Source organism: Halomonas sp. MES3-P3E (assembly GCF_002836035.1).
In the GTDB taxonomy this organism is placed as follows: Bacteria; Pseudomonadota; Gammaproteobacteria; order Pseudomonadales; family Halomonadaceae; genus Vreelandella; species Vreelandella arctica.
Window position 1 is genome coordinate 12,734 of the sequence record NZ_PJBT01000004.1, and the last position, 16,825, is coordinate 29,558.

Consider the following 16,825-nt stretch of genomic DNA (forward strand, 5'->3'; position numbering starts at 1 on the left):
ATCGTAGCTGGGTGATTGAGTCGGCTGCTTGTGGCGACCGTGCTAACGTGTTCACTGCTTTTGGCAGCTTCCTTAGTGTAAAAGGTTTGCCGCGCTAGGTTCTTGCGAAGATAGGGTTAACAAGAACATAATTGGCATAATATATCGTTTTGATTAACTATTTTGGTAGGAGCTGCCTGTTATGTCCGTGTCGCCATTGGTGTTGGATCGTTTCGATCGTCATATCTTGGATATAGTGCAGCAGGAGGGGCGTATCAGTAATCAGGAGTTGGCCGACCGCATTGGGCTTTCACCTTCGCCGTGTTTGCGCCGGGTGAGGGCACTGGAAGAGCATGGCTTAATCCTGCATTACCGTGCCGAGGTAGATTCCCGCCAGCTGGGTTATCAACTGATGGCGCTTTTGCATATTTCCATGGATCAGCACACGCCGGAGCGCTTCGATAATTTTGAGCGCCATATTCGCGAGATACCCAACGTCATTGAGTGTTTGATTATTACCGGTCAGGCGGCGGATTTTCAGCTCAAGATTCTGGTGCGCGATATGGATGACTATCAGCACCTGCTCCTGCACGTGATCAACCGGATTGAAGGCGTGACGGGGGCGCACACCAGCTTTGTCCTGCGGCGGGTCTTTGAACATCGCCCGGTGCCTACCGATCGGCTTTGATAGCCTTAATGCTTTTGGCATGGTCAAAGGTAAGCTAAGCGGTTTAGACTGCTTTTTTTCTACTTATTGGGAGTTTGCACTATGACGATTCAGCGCCACGATACGAAAGCCCGCATGAGCCGTGCGGTGATTCACCAAGGGGTTGCCTATTTGTGTGGTCAAGTGGCTGGCCCTGAGGCCCGTAATGGCGATATTACCGCGCAAACCGAAAGCATGCTGGCGCGGGTAGATGCGCTACTGAAAGAGATTGGTTCAAGCCGTGAACAGTTGCTTAGCGCGACGGTTTACCTAAAAGACGGCAGCGACGTTGCTGCCATGAACGAAGTATGGGACGCCTGGGTACCGGTAGGCTACGCCCCGGCGCGCACCTGCGTGTGCGCACCGCTGCCAGCTGATGAGCTGAAAGTGGAAATTACCGTCACCACCGCCGTCAGTGAGTAAACACCCACTACTCACTTGCCGGGCTTTTCCACCGGAAAGCGGGTGTCGCGCAGGCTGTCTTTGATTTTCTTGAGGTGGGGTAAGAAGTCTTCACCACGCCTCAGGGTCACTCCGGTGGCCAGCGCATCAATCAGCGTTAATTGGATTACCCGCGAGGTCATCGGCATGTAGTGGTCGGTGTCTTCGGGCGTGGCCACTTCAAGCGTGGCAGTACACTCATGCGCTAACGGTGAATTGGGCGCGGTGATGCCCAGAACCACGGCGCCGGCATCCCTCGCCAAGCGGGCAATATCCACTAGTTCCCGGGTGCGGCCGGTGTAGGAGATAATCACTACCACATCACCGGTATGGCAGGCGGCGGCGACCATGCGTTGCATCAGCACGTCTATGTAGGCCATCACCGGCAGGTTGAAGCGGAAGAACTTGTGTTGGGCATCCTGGGCCACTGCGCCAGAAGCGCCCAAACCAAAAATGTGGATCTGTTTTGCCTGGGTGAGGTAGTCGACCATGCGCTCGATGGCGGCCATGTCGATTTCACGCTGTGCTTCGTCTAGTGCGGCTATGGTGGCGCCAAAAATTTTTTGGGTGTACTGGGTGGCGGTGTCGCCGGGCTCCACGGCTCGGGTGACATAGGGCGTGCCTCCGGCCAAACTCTGAGCGAGTTTGATTTTGAAATCAGGGTAGCCTTTGGCGCCAAAGTTGCGGCAAAAACGGTTAACCGTGGGCTCACTAACGCTTGCCGCTTGCGCTAAGCTGGCAATGCTAAGGCTGGTAGCGACCGTCGGGTCCTCAAGAATTACATTGGCGACTTTACGCTCCGAGCGGTTGAGTTCTTCTAAACGTTCGCGTAAGCGGTCAAGTAAGTCATGAGCCATTAACGGCCTCCCTAGGAGAAGTAGAAAGAAGCGGCTGCCATTCGCTGCACCAGGTCACAAAGGCCTCGGCAGGCAGCGGGCGAGCGTAAAAGTAACCTTGTGCAGCCTCACAGCCAATTGAGCTTAAATACGCCGCTTGGGCGGAATTTTCGATGCCTTCTGCCACCACATCGCAACCCACACTATGTGCAAGCTGGGTGATCGTTTGCGCCAGTTGGCGATCAATGGCGCTGGTTTCAAGATCCATCACAAAGGCACGATCGATTTTGAGTGTCGAGAAGGGCAGCGTTTTAATATACGCCAGCGACGACTGGCCCGTACCAAAATCATCAATAGCAACAGCTATATTCATTTTGGCCAGCTGCGCGAGCTGTTGGCGAGCGTGATCCATATCGCTCATCAGCCCGGATTCTGTCACTTCCAGAGCAAAAAAGCGCTGGGGGATCTGCTGCTCTTCAAGCCGCGCCAGTAGCTGTTGGGCAAAGTCTTTACGCGTTAGCTGGCGTGCGGCAACATTGACGGCAATATGGAAGTCATCATTGAGCAGCCCTTGCGCCCGCCAAAGGGTGATGTAGCGCATCGCCTCATTGAGCACCCAATCCCCGATGGCAAGAATATCACCGCTGGCTTCTGCCAGGGGAATAAACTCACCAGGGGAGATAGCACCGAACTCTGGATGGTGCCAGCGAAGGAGCGCTTCTGCGCCTATAATTTTGTGATCGGCCAGCGATAGTTTGGGCTGGAATGCGAGCGACATTTCACCCCGTTCGGTGGCGCCGCGTATCGCCTGCTGAATATGTAGCTGATGGCGCTGCTTCTCCTCAATCGCTGGCGTATAACATTGTACGCGTAGCGACCCTTGGGGCGGCAACGCTAAGGCAGCCATATGCACCAGGCGCTCAGTCTCAAAATAGCCCGTTTCACCGCTAATCCCGATACGTGCGCTAAGAGGAAGCAGCAGCTCATCCAATGCCTGATCTTGCTCAAAGCAGCCCAGTAGCTGTTCAGCCAGTTGCATCAGCTTGGCAGAGTCTGCCGTTGGCGTGATGACCAGTAACTCGCTGCCACCCCATAAACCAAGCAGGCAATCAGCGCTGAGCTGTTGTCGCAGCTGCTGGCTAATGTGACGCAGCAGTTGGTCGGCGACCCGGTAGCCGTGCAGGCGCACCACATCATCTAATTTGTCGAGCGCAATAAACAATAGCCCTGTGCTGGAGGCTTGAAGTGCAGCCGCTTGCAATGCCTGGCTTAATCCGCGGCGATTAGGTAATTGGGTAATCGAGTCAGTGCGTGACTGGCTATCAAGCTCTTGGGTGCGTTTAGCGACCGTCAGTTCTAACGTATCGACCTGCTTATCGCGTATTTGATAGCGGTGCTCAATGTTCAACGTATTGCGTATACGCTGCAGGACTTCATCCTGCTTAAAGGGCTTGGTGATAAAATCACGAACGCCCAAAGCGAGAGCGCGTTGACGGGTGGCATCATCGATTTGCGCGGTGAGCACAATGATCGGGGGCATCTGCTCTTCAAAGTGGGCACTCAACTGCTCAATAACCGCGTAGCCGTCTAAGTAGGGCATACGGATATCCAGCAGTAGCAGGTCAGGCATCTGCAACTGACAGTGGCCAAGCACTTCCCGTGAATCATTGATACCGTGAACATTCTCGAAGCCATACTCGTCAAGTAGGTCGAGCAATAATTCGATATTAACCGTGTTGTCATCAATAACTAACAGGTGTTTTTCGGTAAGGCTCATGGCACCTTCCTTAACACAGTCGGTAAAAACTGGTGAAGCGTACGGCTTAGCTTCTCGATATCGATGGGTTTCGTCAGGTAATCAGCAAAACCGGCGGCTAAACCATAGCGAAGATCGCGATCCATCGCATTGGCCGACAGGGCAATCACATTAATATGCTGGAGTTCGGGGGTGTTCTGTATCTCCGCTAACGCTTGATAGCCATTCATACCGGGTAAATGAATATCCATTAACACTAAATCAGGCGGCGAGTGACGCATGATTTCAAGCCCTAGTTCTGCACTGGACACCGTCTGAAGCTCAATATTGGGATAGTCTTCTATAATGTCATCCATCAACCGTTGGTTAGTTGGATTGTCCTCAATATAAAGCAGCTGGAAGATGTGCTCAGTCTCGTTGGCGGTTTCTGAGACTTCACTAGGCAGCACGTTTTCTTGCGGTAGGCTCTGTTCGTTGATAGGTAACGTAAACCAGAAGCTGGATCCTTCTCCTGGTGCGCTTTCCACACCGATGCGCCCTTGCATCCGACCAATGAGTTCGCGGGTGATGGCTAAGCCGATACCCGTGCCTTCCGTTGTACTCTGCTCGGCATCGAGGCGATTAAACGGTTCAAATAGCTCATGTTGGCGCTCGGCAGCAATCCCTTTTCCCGAATCGGTAACGCTAATACATAGCTCATCGCTCTCTTGCGTTACTGCGATTTCGATAGTGCCGTAATGACTATTATATTTAATCGCATTGGAGAGCAGGTTAAGCAGCACTTGTTTGGTGCGGGTGTAATCCGCGCTGACTTGCCAGTGGGGAGGGTGGGGTGTGCGAAGTAACGTAATACCCGCCGCTTCAATGTTGGCCTCAAGCGTACTGCAAGCATCGTCAATCACGTTGGCCACTACGATTGCCTCAATGGATAGCGTCAGATGACCTGCTTCTATTTTGGCGAGATCGAGTACCTCATTAATTAAACTCAGTAAATGAAGCCCGCTTTTCTCAATTTGTGTTACTTGGCGCTGCTGCTTTTCAGTCAGTGGGTCGCGCCGTCCTTTGGCTAGCAATTGAGAAAACCCAATGATGGCATTGAGCGGGGTGCGCAACTCATGGCTCATCGAGGAGAGAAATTCGCTTTTAGCCTGATTGGCTATTTCCGCTTGATCTCTGGCGTTAGCCAAATCTTTGGTGACCTCTTCGCGCTCTGCCATTTGGCTGTAAAGGTTGATCAGCAGAGCACAGGTATCGGTAAACGGCTGCAACCAATCCAGCAGTGCCTGATTGAGCGGCTGTTTACTATTGGCGATGGCAAACATGCCGATCAGCCGCTCGCCGCTGAATATGGGTACACCCAGGTAATTATGCAGCGGTGGGTGACCCGGGGGGAAACCGCCGCGTTTGACGTGACTATAAACGTCATCGGTCATAATCACTTCGCCAAACGCAAATACGCGGCCAAGCAGCGATTTGGGGTTGGTGAGGGTCATATCGCCGCTACGCAGTCGCTCCATCAGGAGGCGAGACTCTTCACTCCAGGACAGGTCGGTAATCGCATGGATTTTAAGCGCATTGGTGGTCGTGGTGGGCATTACTTCACCGATCAGCGCGTAGTCACTGTCGGTAAGGTCGCGAAGCGCCTCCATTAAGAAGGTCCATAGGCGTTTTCCCGACATTAATGCTTGATAGTCGGTAACGCCCTGGTGGAGCACTTTGAGCAAGTTCTGCTCTTTACGTATTCTGCGGTTGGCGTTGTAAACATCGGTTAAATCGGTGAGAACGCCTAAAAACTCGACCACTTTTCCGTGATCATCGTGGATGGCATTAATCGCGAGATGAACCGGTATGTAACGCCCCTCTTTATGTAATGCCTCGACTTCACGGCCACGCCCAATGACTTTGGGCTCGTGACCAGCAATATAGCGGGCGATAAACGAATCGTGCTGTGAGCTAATGTCTGGGGGCGTAAGGACAGCGACATTTTTTCCGAGTAGCTCGCTCTCTTCATAACCGAGGAGGTTCAGTGCGAAGGGGTTGATGCCAATAATCAGGCCCGCGTGATCAATACGTATCTTGGCGGTGGCGCTTTTGTTGAATAGCGCCTCAAAACGGCGCGCGGTATGGGTAAGGTCCACCTGCAGCTTATGCTGGTGTAATAGCTCTTCTACTTGACCGGCCAAGCTACCGAGTAACATTAAGTCACGCTCGCTGAAGACGCGAGGCTGGCGATCAATGATACACAGTGTGCCTACCGGCATGCCATTTAATGGCCGTAGTGGGTAACCTGCGTAAAAGCGGATATGCGGCAGGTCGCCGACCAGTGGATTATCTCTAAAGCGCTCGTCGTGAAGCGTATCTTCGATCACCAGTGGCGCATCAAGTGCAATGGCATGGGCGCAGAAAGAGACTTCCCGGCTGGTTTCACAGGTATCAAGTCCCTGGTGCGATTTAAACCATTGGCGCTCTTGATCGACTAATGAAACCAGCGCAATAGGCACATCAAACAGGTCACGGGCCAATTGCGTCATACGCTCAAAAGCCGTATCGAGAGGGGTGTCGAGTACCTGTAAAGCATGCAAGGCCGCCAAACGCTGTGTTTCATTATCAGGTGTTTCTGTGGCTTGCATGACTATTCCAAAGCTGAGAATTAATAAAACATACCATAAGGGTTTTATGCCAATGTATAACTAAATATCGGACATTAACCCGTAAGCTTTAACCAAGCCCAATCAGTTTCATTAGCCAGCGCCGGTAAGGCGGATAAAGCATGTGGCTAGGTGTGCGTTTTGATTGATAAAAAATACTACGTAAATGACTAAATCGCTCAAAGCCGTGGCGGCCGTGATAGGCGCCCATGCCACTCTCTCCTACACCACCAAAAGGTAAAGATGGCACTGCGTGATGCAGCAGCGTCGTATTAAACACCAGTGCCCCAGAACGAGTGGTTTCCAGCAGCTGTTGCTGTAAACCTTTATCGTGAGTAAATGCGTAAAGGGCTAATGGGTGGGGGCGGGCATTCACAACGTTGATAGCTGCCGTTATATCACTGACACCAATCACCGATAGGCAGCGGTTAAACGTTTCTTCACGCATCACCTGAAGGCCTTGATGGGGATCGATAATCAGTGCAGGCGCATGCGGGCCGTAATCAATGATTCTACAGCCATGATCGTGGGCTTCTTGGAGCATGGCCTCTTGCCGCTGTTGATGAGCTGCATCAATGGGAGACGTGGCTGCGTGATCGTCGGGTCGCTGCTGCTGAATGGCGTGGCTTAACGCCTTAACCAAGCCGCTAATATGGCGGCTCTCTACCAGCACATAGTCAGGGGTAATACAGGTTTGTCCGCCGTTCATACCTTTGCCGAAAATAATCGCTGCGGCCGCTTGATCCAGGTCGGCATCGCCCGCCACGATAGCAGGCGATTTACCGCCCAGTTCTAGCGTGATTGGGGTTAAATTCGCCGCCGCCGCTTGGGCGACTTGCCGTCCCACCGCGGTAGAGCCAGTGAATATCAAGTGATCAAACGGTAAGCCGCTAAAACGACGCGCAACCTCCTCATCGCCCTCCACCACGTTGAACTCTTCAGGGGTAAAATATTGCGGTACTAATCGCTTCAGTAGGGCGCTGGTAGCGGGGGAGTGCTTGCTAGGTTTGAGTAACACCCTATTACCGGCTGCAAAGGCGTCAACCACCGGCATTAACGACAAACACCATGGGTAGTTCCAGGGTGATATCACGCCGACAACGCCCAGTGGTTGAGGTGCAATGCGAGCCCGTGCCGGCAGTAGCCGCCAGGGCATGCTGACCGCCCAAGGGCGCATCCAGCGCCATAGATTGAGTCTTGCGTGACGAATGGCGTCTAGTACCGCGCTGATCTCGGCTATGCGTATTTCCACGTCGCTGCGCTGACCAAAATCGGTTTGAATCGCACGGATAATCTCTAGCTGGTGATGCTTGGTCATGCGCGCAAGGCGGGCTAGTCGTTCACGTCGCACCGTTAGCGTCGGGTAGGGCATTTGATCGGCAGCATGACGCTGCGTTTGGAAGTCACCCGTTAGGTCGCGCTTCATGGCCTCTCCTTGTACGCCGCTATCGGCGCGAGTGATAAGCGTGGGTACCAATGCCGGTATAGTTGGTCGGTAGAGATGGTCGCTATAAACGGCTGACAACAATGATTAATGTAAACGGTTAATGCAGTCAGTTAGTGTAAAGTGGTGCTAGCAACTTATATTGCGTTAGCCCCACACTCCCTGGAAGGTGCTATGCCGTTAGATCCACTGTCGCTCACTATTCTACCCACCATTGGGGCCGTCACGGCAAGCCAGTGGGATGCACTCGTCGATAATGATCAGCCCTTTTTACGCCATGCTTTTTTACACGCACTTGAAGCCAGCGGCTCGGTCAGCGTGGCTACCGGCTGGGAGCCTTGTCATCTGAGTGTATGGCAAGGCGAGCAGCTAGTCGCGGCGATGCCCATGTACCGCAAGCATCACTCCTACGGTGAGTATGTGTTTGATTGGGGCTGGGCGGAAGCGTTAGAACACGCCGGTGGTCGTTATTATCCTAAAGCGCTTAGCGCGGTGCCGTTCACACCGGTACCCGGCGTGCGCACGCTGATTGCTGAACACGCCGATGCCACGGCAGTGCGAGCGTTTCTTGCCGAGGCATGGCGTGAACAGTGCACAAGCCAAGCCCTTTCAAGCTGGCATTTGCTGTTTGCCAATGAAGCAGACGTCACCGCTTGGCAGGCACAGTGCCCCGAGCTTATCACCCGTGAAGGCGTCCAGTTTCAGTGGCGTGATCGTGGTTTTGGCGACTTTAATGGCTTCTTGGCCAGCCTGACCTCAAAGCGACGCAAAATGATCAAGCGCGAGCGGCGCTTAGTCGCTGAGCAAGGCTTAACGGTATCGCGTTTGGAAGGCGAGGCGATTACCTCCGCCGATATGGCACATTTCTATCGCTGCTATGCGATTACCTACCATGAGCGTGGTCGTCCGCCTTATTTAAACCATGATTTTTTTGAACAACTACGCCAAACCATGCCGGACGCGCTAGTGCTGGTACAGGCCCATAGTGAAGGCCGCCCGGTAGCCGCAGCGCTCTATTTTCGTGGCAGTAGCACGTTATATGGCCGCTATTGGGGAAGCGAGGTCGTCGCTGATTGTCTCCACTTTGAGGCTTGCTACTACCAGGGGATTGAGTACTGTTTGCAGCATGGCTTAACGCTGTTTGATCCAGGCACCCAGGGTGAGCACAAGCTGGTGCGTGGCTTTGCCCCTCAACGAGTGCGCTCGCTGCACTATATTCGCCATCCGGGGCTTGCTGCCGGTGTCGCCCAGTTTTGCCAGGAAGAGGGCGAGCATGTCAGCGCCTATCGCGAAGCGGCCCATCAAGCACTGCCATTTAAGCAGTGATTTTAACGATCATTTACGCCGTCATTTAAGTCGATATTAAAACTGCTATTAAAACCGACATTAAAGTAAGGCGCGGCTCGCTGGTGTTGCCCCTTAATGGCATAATGCGCGCCGATAAGCGCTCTTCAGCGGATCAGCGCAGAGGTTGATTCAGCCAGTGCTTTTAATAAACCCAGCCGATATACCTAGGGAGAGCAATGATGCGCAAATGGCTAGTGATAACATTGCTCGCGGTGGTGGCACTGCTTCAATACGAATTGTGGCTAGGTAACGGCGGCTGGAGCGATTTACAGCGTGTGGAGCAACGTGTGGCGGTGCAAGAAGCGGCCAATGTACCCATGCGCGAGCGTAATGCGCGGCTGGCGGCCGAAGTGACGGATTTAAAAAACGGTTTAGACGCCATAGAGGAACGGGCGCGTAGCGATATGGGCATGGTGCGTACCGATGAACAATTTTTCTGGGTGCCTGGTGTGGCAATTGAGAATGAGCTGATCGGTATTAATGCGGGTCTGGTCGCTCCCCAGGAGCCGGCACAGTGAGCCAAACCTGGCTAATCGTTCCTGCGGCTGGCCAAGGTCGCCGCATGGGGGCAGACAAGCCTAAACAGTATTTAACCTTGGCCGATGAACAGCCGGTGTTGGCGCATACCTTGGCTCGGCTGCATCACGCCTTTCCCCACGCCCGCTTGGTACTCTGTTTAGATGCTGATGACCGCTGGTTTTCACCAGGCTGGGTACCTTTTGCGGACTGGCAGCGAGTGCCAGGTGGCAACGAGCGAATGGACAGCGTGTTAAATGCGCTGCACGCCATGGCGGCTGAGGGTGATGATGTAGTGATGGTGCATGATGTGGCACGTCCCTGTATTACCGTGAACGACCTGCAGGCGCTCTATCAAGCCGCGTCGACACACCCCGCTGGCGCGCTCTTGGCGATGCCGGTAGCCGATACCATGAAGCGTGCCGATAACCAGAGCCTGAGCTCGCGAACCGAACCCCGGGATGGCTTATGGCATGCGCTAACGCCCCAAGGTTTTCGTTACGCGCTGCTGCGGCGTGCACTGGAAACCGCCCGCCAGCAGCAAACACTGGTAACTGATGAAGCCTCGGCAGTCGAAGCCCTGGGCGAACGGCCGCAATTAGTAAGCGGGCGGCGCGACAACCTGAAAATTACCCACCCAGACGACTTAGCGCTGGCAGCTGCGATTATGGCGGCCCAAGCCGCTAACCTGCCTGACAGGCTTTAATCATTAGGAGCTTAGTAATGCGTATTGGCCACGGATTCGATGTCCACCGTTTCGGCCCCGGCAATCACCTGATGATCGGTGGCGTTAAGCTGCCATTTGACCATGGCTTCGTGGCGCACTCCGATGGCGATGTGCTGCTGCACGCTGTGAGCGATGCGCTGTTAGGTGCCTGTGCGTTGGGCGATATTGGCCGTCATTTTCCCGATACCGACCCAACGTGGGCGGAGGCTGATAGCCGCGAACTGCTGCGCCATGTGGTCACTCTTATTCAGGGCCAGGGCTATGGCGTGGTCAATCTGGACGCCACGCTAATGGCGCAAGCGCCTAAAATGGCGCCTCATGTTGATGCAATGCGGGCCATCATTGCCGCTGACTTAGGCGTCGCGCTTAGCCAGGTTAACGTTAAAGCCACCACTACCGAGCGGCTGGGCTTTACCGGGCGCGGTGAGGGTATTGCTGCTGAGGCAGTGGTGCTGCTAAACCGTGCAGAGGCGCTTAATGATTAATATGCCTGTCTGGCAGCGTTGCTTAGATCCTCTGTTCGGCCCGCCTAAAGCCGGTCAATACCGTGCTCAGGCGGAAGACTTCTGGGTTGACGAACAGTTGGATTTTACTCCCGAGGCGCACGGGGAACACCTGTGGTTGCGGGTTGAAAAACGTAACCAATCCACGTTAGAAGTGGCTAAGTTGTTAAGTCGGCTTTGTGACGTAACACCCCGTGATATTGGTTACTCCGGGATGAAGGATCGTATTGCCGTGACCCGCCAGTGGCTGAGCGTGCATCTGCCAGGGCGCGATGCGCCGCCTGACTTAGAGCAATCGCTTAATGCCCAGGGCATCACGGTGGTTGAGCAGGCGCGCCACCCGCGTAAGCTTAAGCGCGGGGTTCACCGCACTAATCGATTCGTCTTACGCCTAAGCGGTAAGGCCATAGCAAGCGACGACTTTATCAGCCGCTGGGAAGCGCTTTGTCAGTCTGGTGTGCCCAACTATTTCGGCCCCCAGCGCTTTGGTCATGAAGGGCATAATCTTCAGCGCGCAGAAGCACTACTTAACAGAGGTTGGCGTAAACGGGACGACCGTCAAGGTATGATGCTTTCTACCGCGCGCAGCTTTTTGTTTAACGAACTGCTCAGCACTCGCGTTGCGGATGGCACTTGGACGCAACCCCTGGCAGGCGACACCTTAATGTTGGACGGCACGCAAAGCGTGTTTGGTATTGAAGCCACCGATGCGACGCTTCAGGCCCGCGCCATGGCGCTGGATGTGCATCCAACGGGGGTGCTCTGGGGCGTTGGCGAAGCCGGTCAGGGTGACGCTGCTAGCTATGAAACGTATTTGCAGCAGCAGTATCCTGGCTTGTGTAGTGGTTTGGAGCGCTGCGGGGTTAAGCAGGCACGCCGTGCGCTGCGGATGCGGCTGCTGGAACCACAGCTTACTTGGGAAGCTGATGCCGTACGGCTTTCGTTTGCGTTGCCTCGCGGTAGCTTTGCTACCGCTGTGCTTGGTGAGCTGATAGAGATGAGTGGATAGCGGTGGGCGACGTCAGTCGTCAGAACGGTTATAAGTCGTCAGAATAGCTATAAGACGTTAAAAAGTTTACTAAAAGTGATGGATAGGAGTTGTCACCTTTCGCGTTTATGCTGTGTGCTTATGACGCTGGCGCTAATGACTCTTGTGCATATAACTTGTGCATATAAAAAAGGGAGAGCCACTATGCGGCGACTACTGCTTTCAAATGATGACGGTGTTTACGCGCCTGGGTTGCGTGCGCTACACGATGCGCTGCTGTCGCACGCCAATATGCGCGTGGTGGCGCCTGACCGAGACCGCAGCGGTGCCAGTAATTCGCTTACCTTGTCACGGCCGCTTTCATTGACGGCGCTTGATAACGGCTTTTATAGCGTTGATGGTACCCCTGCCGACTGCGTCTATTTAGGCGTTCACGGTGTATGGGATGAAAAACCTGATTTAGTGATCTCAGGGATTAATCACGGCAGTAACCTGGGCGACGATGTGCTCTATTCCGGCACCGTTGCGGCGGCGATGGAAGGGCGCAACCTAGGCATGACCGCGATTGCCATGTCGCTATGCGGCGAGCGCCACTTCGCTACCGCCGGAAGAGTGGCCGCCACCTTGATTGGCGCCGCGGATCAACTCTCGCTACCGCCGCGTACGCTGCTTAACGTCAATGTCCCCGATGTACCCTGGGAAGAGATCAAAGGCGTTAAAGTTACCCGCCTTGGGTACCGCGGACCAGCCGAAAAACCGTTGCCAGTACAAGACCCGCGGGGGCGTACCCGCTATTGGATTGCGCCGGTAGCAGCCAATGCCGATGATGGTGAAGATACCGATTTTGCCGCTGTTGAAGCGGGCTTTGTATCGATTACACCGTTACAAACAGACCTGACGCGCCACCCCGCGCTTAACGATGTGCAGGATTGGTTGGATGTTTTTGCCTGATATCTCCCCTGCTGAGCTGCGCGGTCGCGGTATGACCTCACAGCGTACCCGAGACCGAATGGTCGAGCGCCTCATGCAGCAAGGCATCAACGATGCCCGCGTGCTAGAGGTCATGGCCAGTGAACCGCGTCATCTGTTTGTGGATGAGGCGCTGGCGCACCGCGCCTATGAAGATACCGCCTTACCGATTGGCTTTGGCCAAACGCTATCGCAGCCGTTCATTGTGGCGCGGATGACCGAGCTCGTGTTGCGCGCCGGGCCCCGCCGGGTATTGGAACTGGGCACCGGGTCTGGCTATCAAACGTTAATATTGTCGCGCTTGGTAGAAGAGCTCTACTCCATTGAACGCATTGGTGCGTTGTACGAGCGTGCGGCTGAGCGGTTACGGCGGCTTACGGCCCCAGCCACACTAGCAGTGGCGGATGGAGGCTATGGTTGGCCTGAAGTGGCACCGTTTGATGTTATTTTGCTAACCGCCTGCGCTCATACATTGCCCACATCGCTACTAGAGCAATTGAGTTACGACGGGGTGTTGATCGCCCCCTTGGAAGATCCCGATGGCAGCCAGTGGCTTACTCAGGTAAAGCGCATCGGCAGTGCCTTTGAAAAACGGCGGCTTGAGCCCGTACGTTTTGTACCTTTACTACAAGGAGTAGTGGATTGAAGCGGCAACCCTTGGGAATATTTTTACGTGGCGCAGGGATGGGCGCCGCCGATGCGGTACCCGGTGTGTCGGGAGGTACGATTGCGTTTATTAGCGGTATCTATGAAGAGCTGATTAACACCATCAAGCAATTTGGCCCAAGTGCGATTGGTGTATGGCGTCAAGGTGGCTGGAAAGCCCTGAGTCTCCATTTGAACCTAGCCTTTCTGGTACCGCTATTGGCAGGTGTTGCGGTTAGTCTATTTAGCGTTGCGCATTTAGCACTATGGTTGATGGAAGCGCATCCACTACTGTTGGACGGGTTCTTTTTTGGCCTTGTAGCGGCCTCCGCACTGGTGGTCGGGCAGGCAAGTAGCGGCTGGAAACTATGGTATCTGCTGCCATTGTTGGTGGGGTTAGTGCTCGCCCAAGCGTTGCCAGGCATGATGCCGCTGGTGCTGCTGCTGGGCAACGAGGCGCTGGTAGTGATGGTGGCAGGCTGCATTGCCATCAGCGCCATGCTCCTGCCAGGGGTATCAGGCAGTTTTCTATTGCTGACAATGGGGCTCTACGGCACCATCATGGGAGCAATTCGCAGCTTTGATCTGGGCATTATTATTCTGTTTGGAATGGGCTGTGTGGTGGGTTTAGCGTTGTTTTCACGCTTGTTGTCCTGGTTGTTACGGCGCCACCATACCTCGACCATGCAACTGCTACTGGGGTTTATTGTCGGTTCGTTACCGGTTCTCTGGCCATGGCGTGAACTGTTACGCTATCAAATAGGGCCAGAAGGGCAAATGATCCCTTTGGAGCACCGTTATTTGTTGCCCGCTGACTATGCCGTATTGACCGGTGCCTCGGCACAAGTAGCTGGCGTTGTCGCGCTAATGGCCTTGGGGGCACTCATTGTTGTGTTACTCAACCGACACGCGGATCGTCGGCCCATCGATACCAAGCTTGGCGCTGAAAAGGAGTAAGGTTTATATGCGTAAAGGTTATAGTCTTAAAGTACTGATGATGTCGGCGCTGGCATTAACAATTGCGGGTTGTGCCAGCCAACAAGGCGGAAGCCCTCAAGTGCGTGATTTAAGCCAAGCACGCCAAGCGGTGGAAAACTCACCCCAGTACACCGTTAAAGCGGGCGACACGCTGTATGGCATCGCATGGCAGCACAATTTGGATTATCGCCAGTTGGCGGCAATGAACAATATTGATGCGCCGTACCAAATTCGGCCAGGGCAAACCATTGCCCTGCGCGAAGGCGCCTCAACGTCATCAGTCGCCAGTAGCCAGCCTGCCGCTAATAACAATGGTGGTGGCGCCGTGGCGACCGGACTGAATCCGCAAGCAGCCTCTGTTGCGAGTGATGACCAGGAACTCGACTGGCTGTTGCCCGACGAATCCGCGATTCAACGTAACCAGCGCCTAACCGCTGAACGCGATGCCGTAGAGGCTGCGGAACAAGTGGCTGATTCTTCGCCTAGCAGTGAAGAAAATACCTCTTCCTCCACGCCTGAGCCTGAAGTGGTCGCAGCTGCCGAACCTGAGCCTGCCGCTCAGCCGGAACCTGAGCCAGCGTCAGAACCTGAACCGCAGCCAGTATCAGAACCCGAGCCACAGCCTGAAGCTGCTCCAGCTACACAAAGTGCCAGCGTTGACCGCTCTTCGCGTACCTATACGCCTGCTGAAACGATCAATTGGCAATGGCCTGCCGATGGCAACGTCGTCGGGGCATTTGGACAAGGCGATAGCATCACTGCCGGGATTGATATCACCGGTGAAAAGGGGCAACCTGTTAAAGCAGCTGGGCCCGGTATTGTGGTTTATGCGGGCAGCGGCGTCAGGGGTTATGGCAACCTCATCCTTCTCAAGCACAACGACCAATTCCTGAGTGCGTATGCGCATAACGATAGCTTACGGGTCAGTGAAAATGACGTGGTAGAAGCGGGTGAAGTGATTGCGACGATGGGGGATAGTGACGCAGAAAATGTCCGATTGCACTTCGAGGTTCGCCGTGATGGCCAGCCTCAAGATCCCATGGACTTTCTGCCTTCCCGCTAATGCACTCACCGGTAGCGTGGAAGGCCAGCGTTTAACTTGGAAGTTGCCCGAATCGCTGTATTCGAGCGTCATATAACAATTGTCACATAACAATATGGTGTGCGCCTTAGAGCGCACCCCTTTGACTTTCTAAATGGCGGGTAGGCGAAACACGGGGGTAAGGCCATGAGTATGTTGGAGAAAGATCTACAGGAGGTTGACCTGGAGGCTGCTGAGGAGGCACTTGATAATACCGATGATGACATCGCGGTAGAAGAAGATGCTTTTGAAAAAGCGCTAGGGCGTGAGGATCGACAATCGACCCAAAGCTTGGATGCAACGCAAATCTACCTCAACGAAATCGGCTTTTCGCCATTATTAACGCCAGAAGAGGAAGTATATTACGGCCGATTAGCGCGTAAGGGCGACCCGCTGGGACGCTCACGGATGATTGAGTCCAATTTGCGGCTGGTGGTGAAGATTGCCCGCCGCTACCTTAACCGCGGCTTAACGCTGCTGGATTTGATCGAAGAGGGTAATTTGGGCTTGATCCGCGCCGTTGAAAAGTTTGACCCCGAACGGGGTTTTCGTTTTTCAACGTATGCCACTTGGTGGATTCGACAAACCATTGAGCGCGCGTTGATGAACCAAACGCGTACAATCCGTTTGCCGATTCATGTGGTCAAAGAGCTCAATATCTACCTGCGCGCGGCGCGCGAATTGACCCAGAAGTTTGACCATGAGGCCACTGCTGAAGAGATCGCCGAGCACCTGGACAAACCGGTCGAGGTGGTCAAAAAGATGCTCGGCCTCAATGAGCGCGTATCGTCCGTTGATTACCCGATGGGCGGTGAGAGCGATAAGCCGCTGATCGATACGTTGACCGACGATGAGGTGCAGGGGCCTGAAGCGCGTCTGGTGGATGGCGATGTCAAAGAGCACGTTGATCTTTGGCTTGATGAGCTGAGCGAAAAACAGCGTGAAGTTGTCGTGCGCCGCTTTGGCTTACGCGGCCACGAATCCGCCACCCTGGAAGAAGTGGGCGCCGAAATCGGTTTAACCCGCGAGCGAGTTCGCCAGATTCAAGTCGAAGCGCTGAAAAAGCTGCGTCGTTCGCTGGAAAAACAGGGTCTCTCGTTAGAAGCTTTGTTTGAAACTTAAGTGTTTGAAGCGCAACAAAGGTGATTATTAAACGCGCCTTCCCTCTAAGCCGAGCAAGTACCTATAGGTGCTTGCTCGGTTTTTTATCGCTGACATTTTTTGTTAATAAGCATTTATTGCTGAATCAGGTAAGTGAGAA

The 16,825-nt window shown here is 54.2% G+C and carries 16 protein-coding genes; 12 read left to right on the plus strand and 4 right to left on the minus strand.

What is annotated here, in order from left to right:
* The first annotated feature begins 181 nt into the window (after nt 1-181).
* On the plus strand, nt 182-667 hold the full coding sequence (locus CXF87_RS01455) for an Lrp/AsnC family transcriptional regulator (protein ID WP_008956313.1): 486 nt from the start codon (nt 182-184) through the stop codon (nt 665-667).
* An 81-nt stretch (nt 668-748) separates the two neighbouring features.
* The gene (locus CXF87_RS01460) at nt 749-1,108 is read left to right on the plus strand and encodes a RidA family protein (RefSeq protein WP_101145203.1); all 360 of its coding nucleotides are present in this window, start codon (nt 749-751) and stop codon (nt 1,106-1,108) included.
* A gap of 11 nt (nt 1,109-1,119) precedes the next feature.
* On the opposite strand, the gene CXF87_RS01465 is transcribed toward CXF87_RS01460, so the two are convergent.
* The 4 genes from CXF87_RS01465 to CXF87_RS01480 all read right to left on the minus strand — a co-directional run bounded on the left by CXF87_RS01465 (nt 1,120) and on the right by CXF87_RS01480 (nt 7,792).
* Nucleotides 1,120-1,983 carry a MurR/RpiR family transcriptional regulator gene (locus CXF87_RS01465; protein WP_008956315.1) on the minus strand — a complete coding sequence of 288 codons (864 nt, stop codon included), beginning with the start codon at nt 1,981-1,983 and terminating at the stop codon, nt 1,120-1,122.
* Entirely contained in the window at nt 1,973-3,739 is a 1,767-nt protein-coding gene (locus tag CXF87_RS01470; RefSeq protein WP_101145204.1) for a two-component system response regulator, read from the minus strand. Before CXF87_RS01470 ends, CXF87_RS01465 begins: the two co-directional genes overlap by 11 nt.
* Nucleotides 3,736-6,348, minus strand: coding sequence for an ATP-binding protein (locus CXF87_RS01475; RefSeq protein WP_101145205.1), 2,613 nt, complete (start codon nt 6,346-6,348; stop codon nt 3,736-3,738). The genes CXF87_RS01470 and CXF87_RS01475 overlap by 4 nt, the downstream gene beginning before the upstream one ends.
* Nucleotides 6,349-6,436: 88 nt before the next feature.
* Nucleotides 6,437-7,792 carry an aldehyde dehydrogenase family protein gene (locus CXF87_RS01480; protein WP_101145206.1) on the minus strand — a complete coding sequence of 452 codons (1,356 nt, stop codon included), beginning with the start codon at nt 7,790-7,792 and terminating at the stop codon, nt 6,437-6,439.
* A gap of 192 nt (nt 7,793-7,984) precedes the next feature.
* Between CXF87_RS01480 and CXF87_RS01485 the strand changes: the two genes are divergently transcribed.
* From CXF87_RS01485 to rpoS, 10 genes are all read left to right on the plus strand, one after another.
* Nucleotides 7,985-9,136 (plus strand): GNAT family N-acetyltransferase, encoded by a 1,152-nt coding sequence (locus CXF87_RS01485; protein ID WP_101145207.1) that lies wholly within the window; start codon nt 7,985-7,987, stop codon nt 9,134-9,136.
* A 200-nt stretch (nt 9,137-9,336) separates the two neighbouring features.
* Nucleotides 9,337-9,675 (plus strand): cell division protein FtsB, encoded by a 339-nt coding sequence (gene ftsB / locus CXF87_RS01490; RefSeq protein WP_008956320.1) that lies wholly within the window; start codon nt 9,337-9,339, stop codon nt 9,673-9,675.
* Nucleotides 9,672-10,379, plus strand: coding sequence for a 2-C-methyl-D-erythritol 4-phosphate cytidylyltransferase (ispD, locus tag CXF87_RS01495; RefSeq protein ID WP_101145208.1), 708 nt, complete (start codon nt 9,672-9,674; stop codon nt 10,377-10,379). Before ftsB ends, ispD begins: the two co-directional genes overlap by 4 nt.
* A gap of 17 nt (nt 10,380-10,396) precedes the next feature.
* Nucleotides 10,397-10,885 (plus strand): 2-C-methyl-D-erythritol 2,4-cyclodiphosphate synthase, encoded by a 489-nt coding sequence (ispF, locus tag CXF87_RS01500; protein WP_101145209.1) that lies wholly within the window; start codon nt 10,397-10,399, stop codon nt 10,883-10,885.
* A complete protein-coding gene (truD, locus tag CXF87_RS01505) occupies nt 10,878-11,912 on the plus strand; it encodes a tRNA pseudouridine(13) synthase TruD (RefSeq protein WP_101145210.1) in 1,035 nt (344 codons plus the stop codon). Before ispF ends, truD begins: the two co-directional genes overlap by 8 nt.
* Before the next feature lie 183 nt (nt 11,913-12,095).
* Nucleotides 12,096-12,842 carry a 5'/3'-nucleotidase SurE gene (surE, locus tag CXF87_RS01510; protein ID WP_101145211.1) on the plus strand — a complete coding sequence of 249 codons (747 nt, stop codon included), beginning with the start codon at nt 12,096-12,098 and terminating at the stop codon, nt 12,840-12,842.
* Entirely contained in the window at nt 12,829-13,506 is a 678-nt protein-coding gene (locus CXF87_RS01515; RefSeq protein WP_101145212.1) for a protein-L-isoaspartate(D-aspartate) O-methyltransferase, read from the plus strand. The genes surE and CXF87_RS01515 overlap by 14 nt, the downstream gene beginning before the upstream one ends.
* Nucleotides 13,503-14,462 (plus strand): DUF368 domain-containing protein, encoded by a 960-nt coding sequence (locus tag CXF87_RS01520; RefSeq protein WP_008956326.1) that lies wholly within the window; start codon nt 13,503-13,505, stop codon nt 14,460-14,462. The genes CXF87_RS01515 and CXF87_RS01520 overlap by 4 nt, the downstream gene beginning before the upstream one ends.
* Nucleotides 14,463-14,469: 7 nt before the next feature.
* Nucleotides 14,470-15,546: a peptidoglycan DD-metalloendopeptidase family protein gene (locus tag CXF87_RS01525; RefSeq protein WP_101145213.1), complete on the plus strand. Its 1,077-nt coding sequence runs from the start codon at nt 14,470-14,472 to the stop codon at nt 15,544-15,546.
* A gap of 165 nt (nt 15,547-15,711) precedes the next feature.
* On the plus strand, nt 15,712-16,686 hold the full coding sequence (gene rpoS / locus CXF87_RS01530; RefSeq protein ID WP_035558949.1) for an RNA polymerase sigma factor RpoS: 975 nt from the start codon (nt 15,712-15,714) through the stop codon (nt 16,684-16,686).
* Nucleotides 16,687-16,825 lie beyond the last annotated feature (139 nt).

Excerpts from the sequence above, each read along its gene's own strand:
- CXF87_RS01455 (WP_008956313.1), top strand. The coding sequence starts at position 182 with ATGTCCGTGTCGCCATTGGTGTTGGATCGTTTCGATCGTCATATCTTG.
- CXF87_RS01460 (WP_101145203.1), top strand. The coding sequence starts at position 749 with ATGACGATTCAGCGCCACGATACGAAAGCCCGCATGAGCCGTGCGGTG.
- CXF87_RS01465 (WP_008956315.1), bottom strand. The coding sequence starts at position 1,983 with ATGGCTCATGACTTACTTGACCGCTTACGCGAACGTTTAGAAGAACTC.
- CXF87_RS01470 (WP_101145204.1), bottom strand. The coding sequence starts at position 3,739 with ATGAGCCTTACCGAAAAACACCTGTTAGTTATTGATGACAACACGGTT.
- CXF87_RS01475 (WP_101145205.1), bottom strand. The coding sequence starts at position 6,348 with ATGCAAGCCACAGAAACACCTGATAATGAAACACAGCGTTTGGCGGCC.
- CXF87_RS01480 (WP_101145206.1), bottom strand. The coding sequence starts at position 7,792 with ATGAAGCGCGACCTAACGGGTGACTTCCAAACGCAGCGTCATGCTGCC.
- CXF87_RS01485 (WP_101145207.1), top strand. The coding sequence starts at position 7,985 with ATGCCGTTAGATCCACTGTCGCTCACTATTCTACCCACCATTGGGGCC.
- ftsB (WP_008956320.1), top strand. The coding sequence starts at position 9,337 with ATGCGCAAATGGCTAGTGATAACATTGCTCGCGGTGGTGGCACTGCTT.
- ispF (WP_101145209.1), top strand. The coding sequence starts at position 10,397 with ATGCGTATTGGCCACGGATTCGATGTCCACCGTTTCGGCCCCGGCAAT.
- truD (WP_101145210.1), top strand. The coding sequence starts at position 10,878 with ATGATTAATATGCCTGTCTGGCAGCGTTGCTTAGATCCTCTGTTCGGC.
- surE (WP_101145211.1), top strand. The coding sequence starts at position 12,096 with ATGCGGCGACTACTGCTTTCAAATGATGACGGTGTTTACGCGCCTGGG.
- CXF87_RS01515 (WP_101145212.1), top strand. The coding sequence starts at position 12,829 with ATGTTTTTGCCTGATATCTCCCCTGCTGAGCTGCGCGGTCGCGGTATG.
- CXF87_RS01525 (WP_101145213.1), top strand. The coding sequence starts at position 14,470 with ATGCGTAAAGGTTATAGTCTTAAAGTACTGATGATGTCGGCGCTGGCA.
- rpoS (WP_035558949.1), top strand. The coding sequence starts at position 15,712 with ATGAGTATGTTGGAGAAAGATCTACAGGAGGTTGACCTGGAGGCTGCT.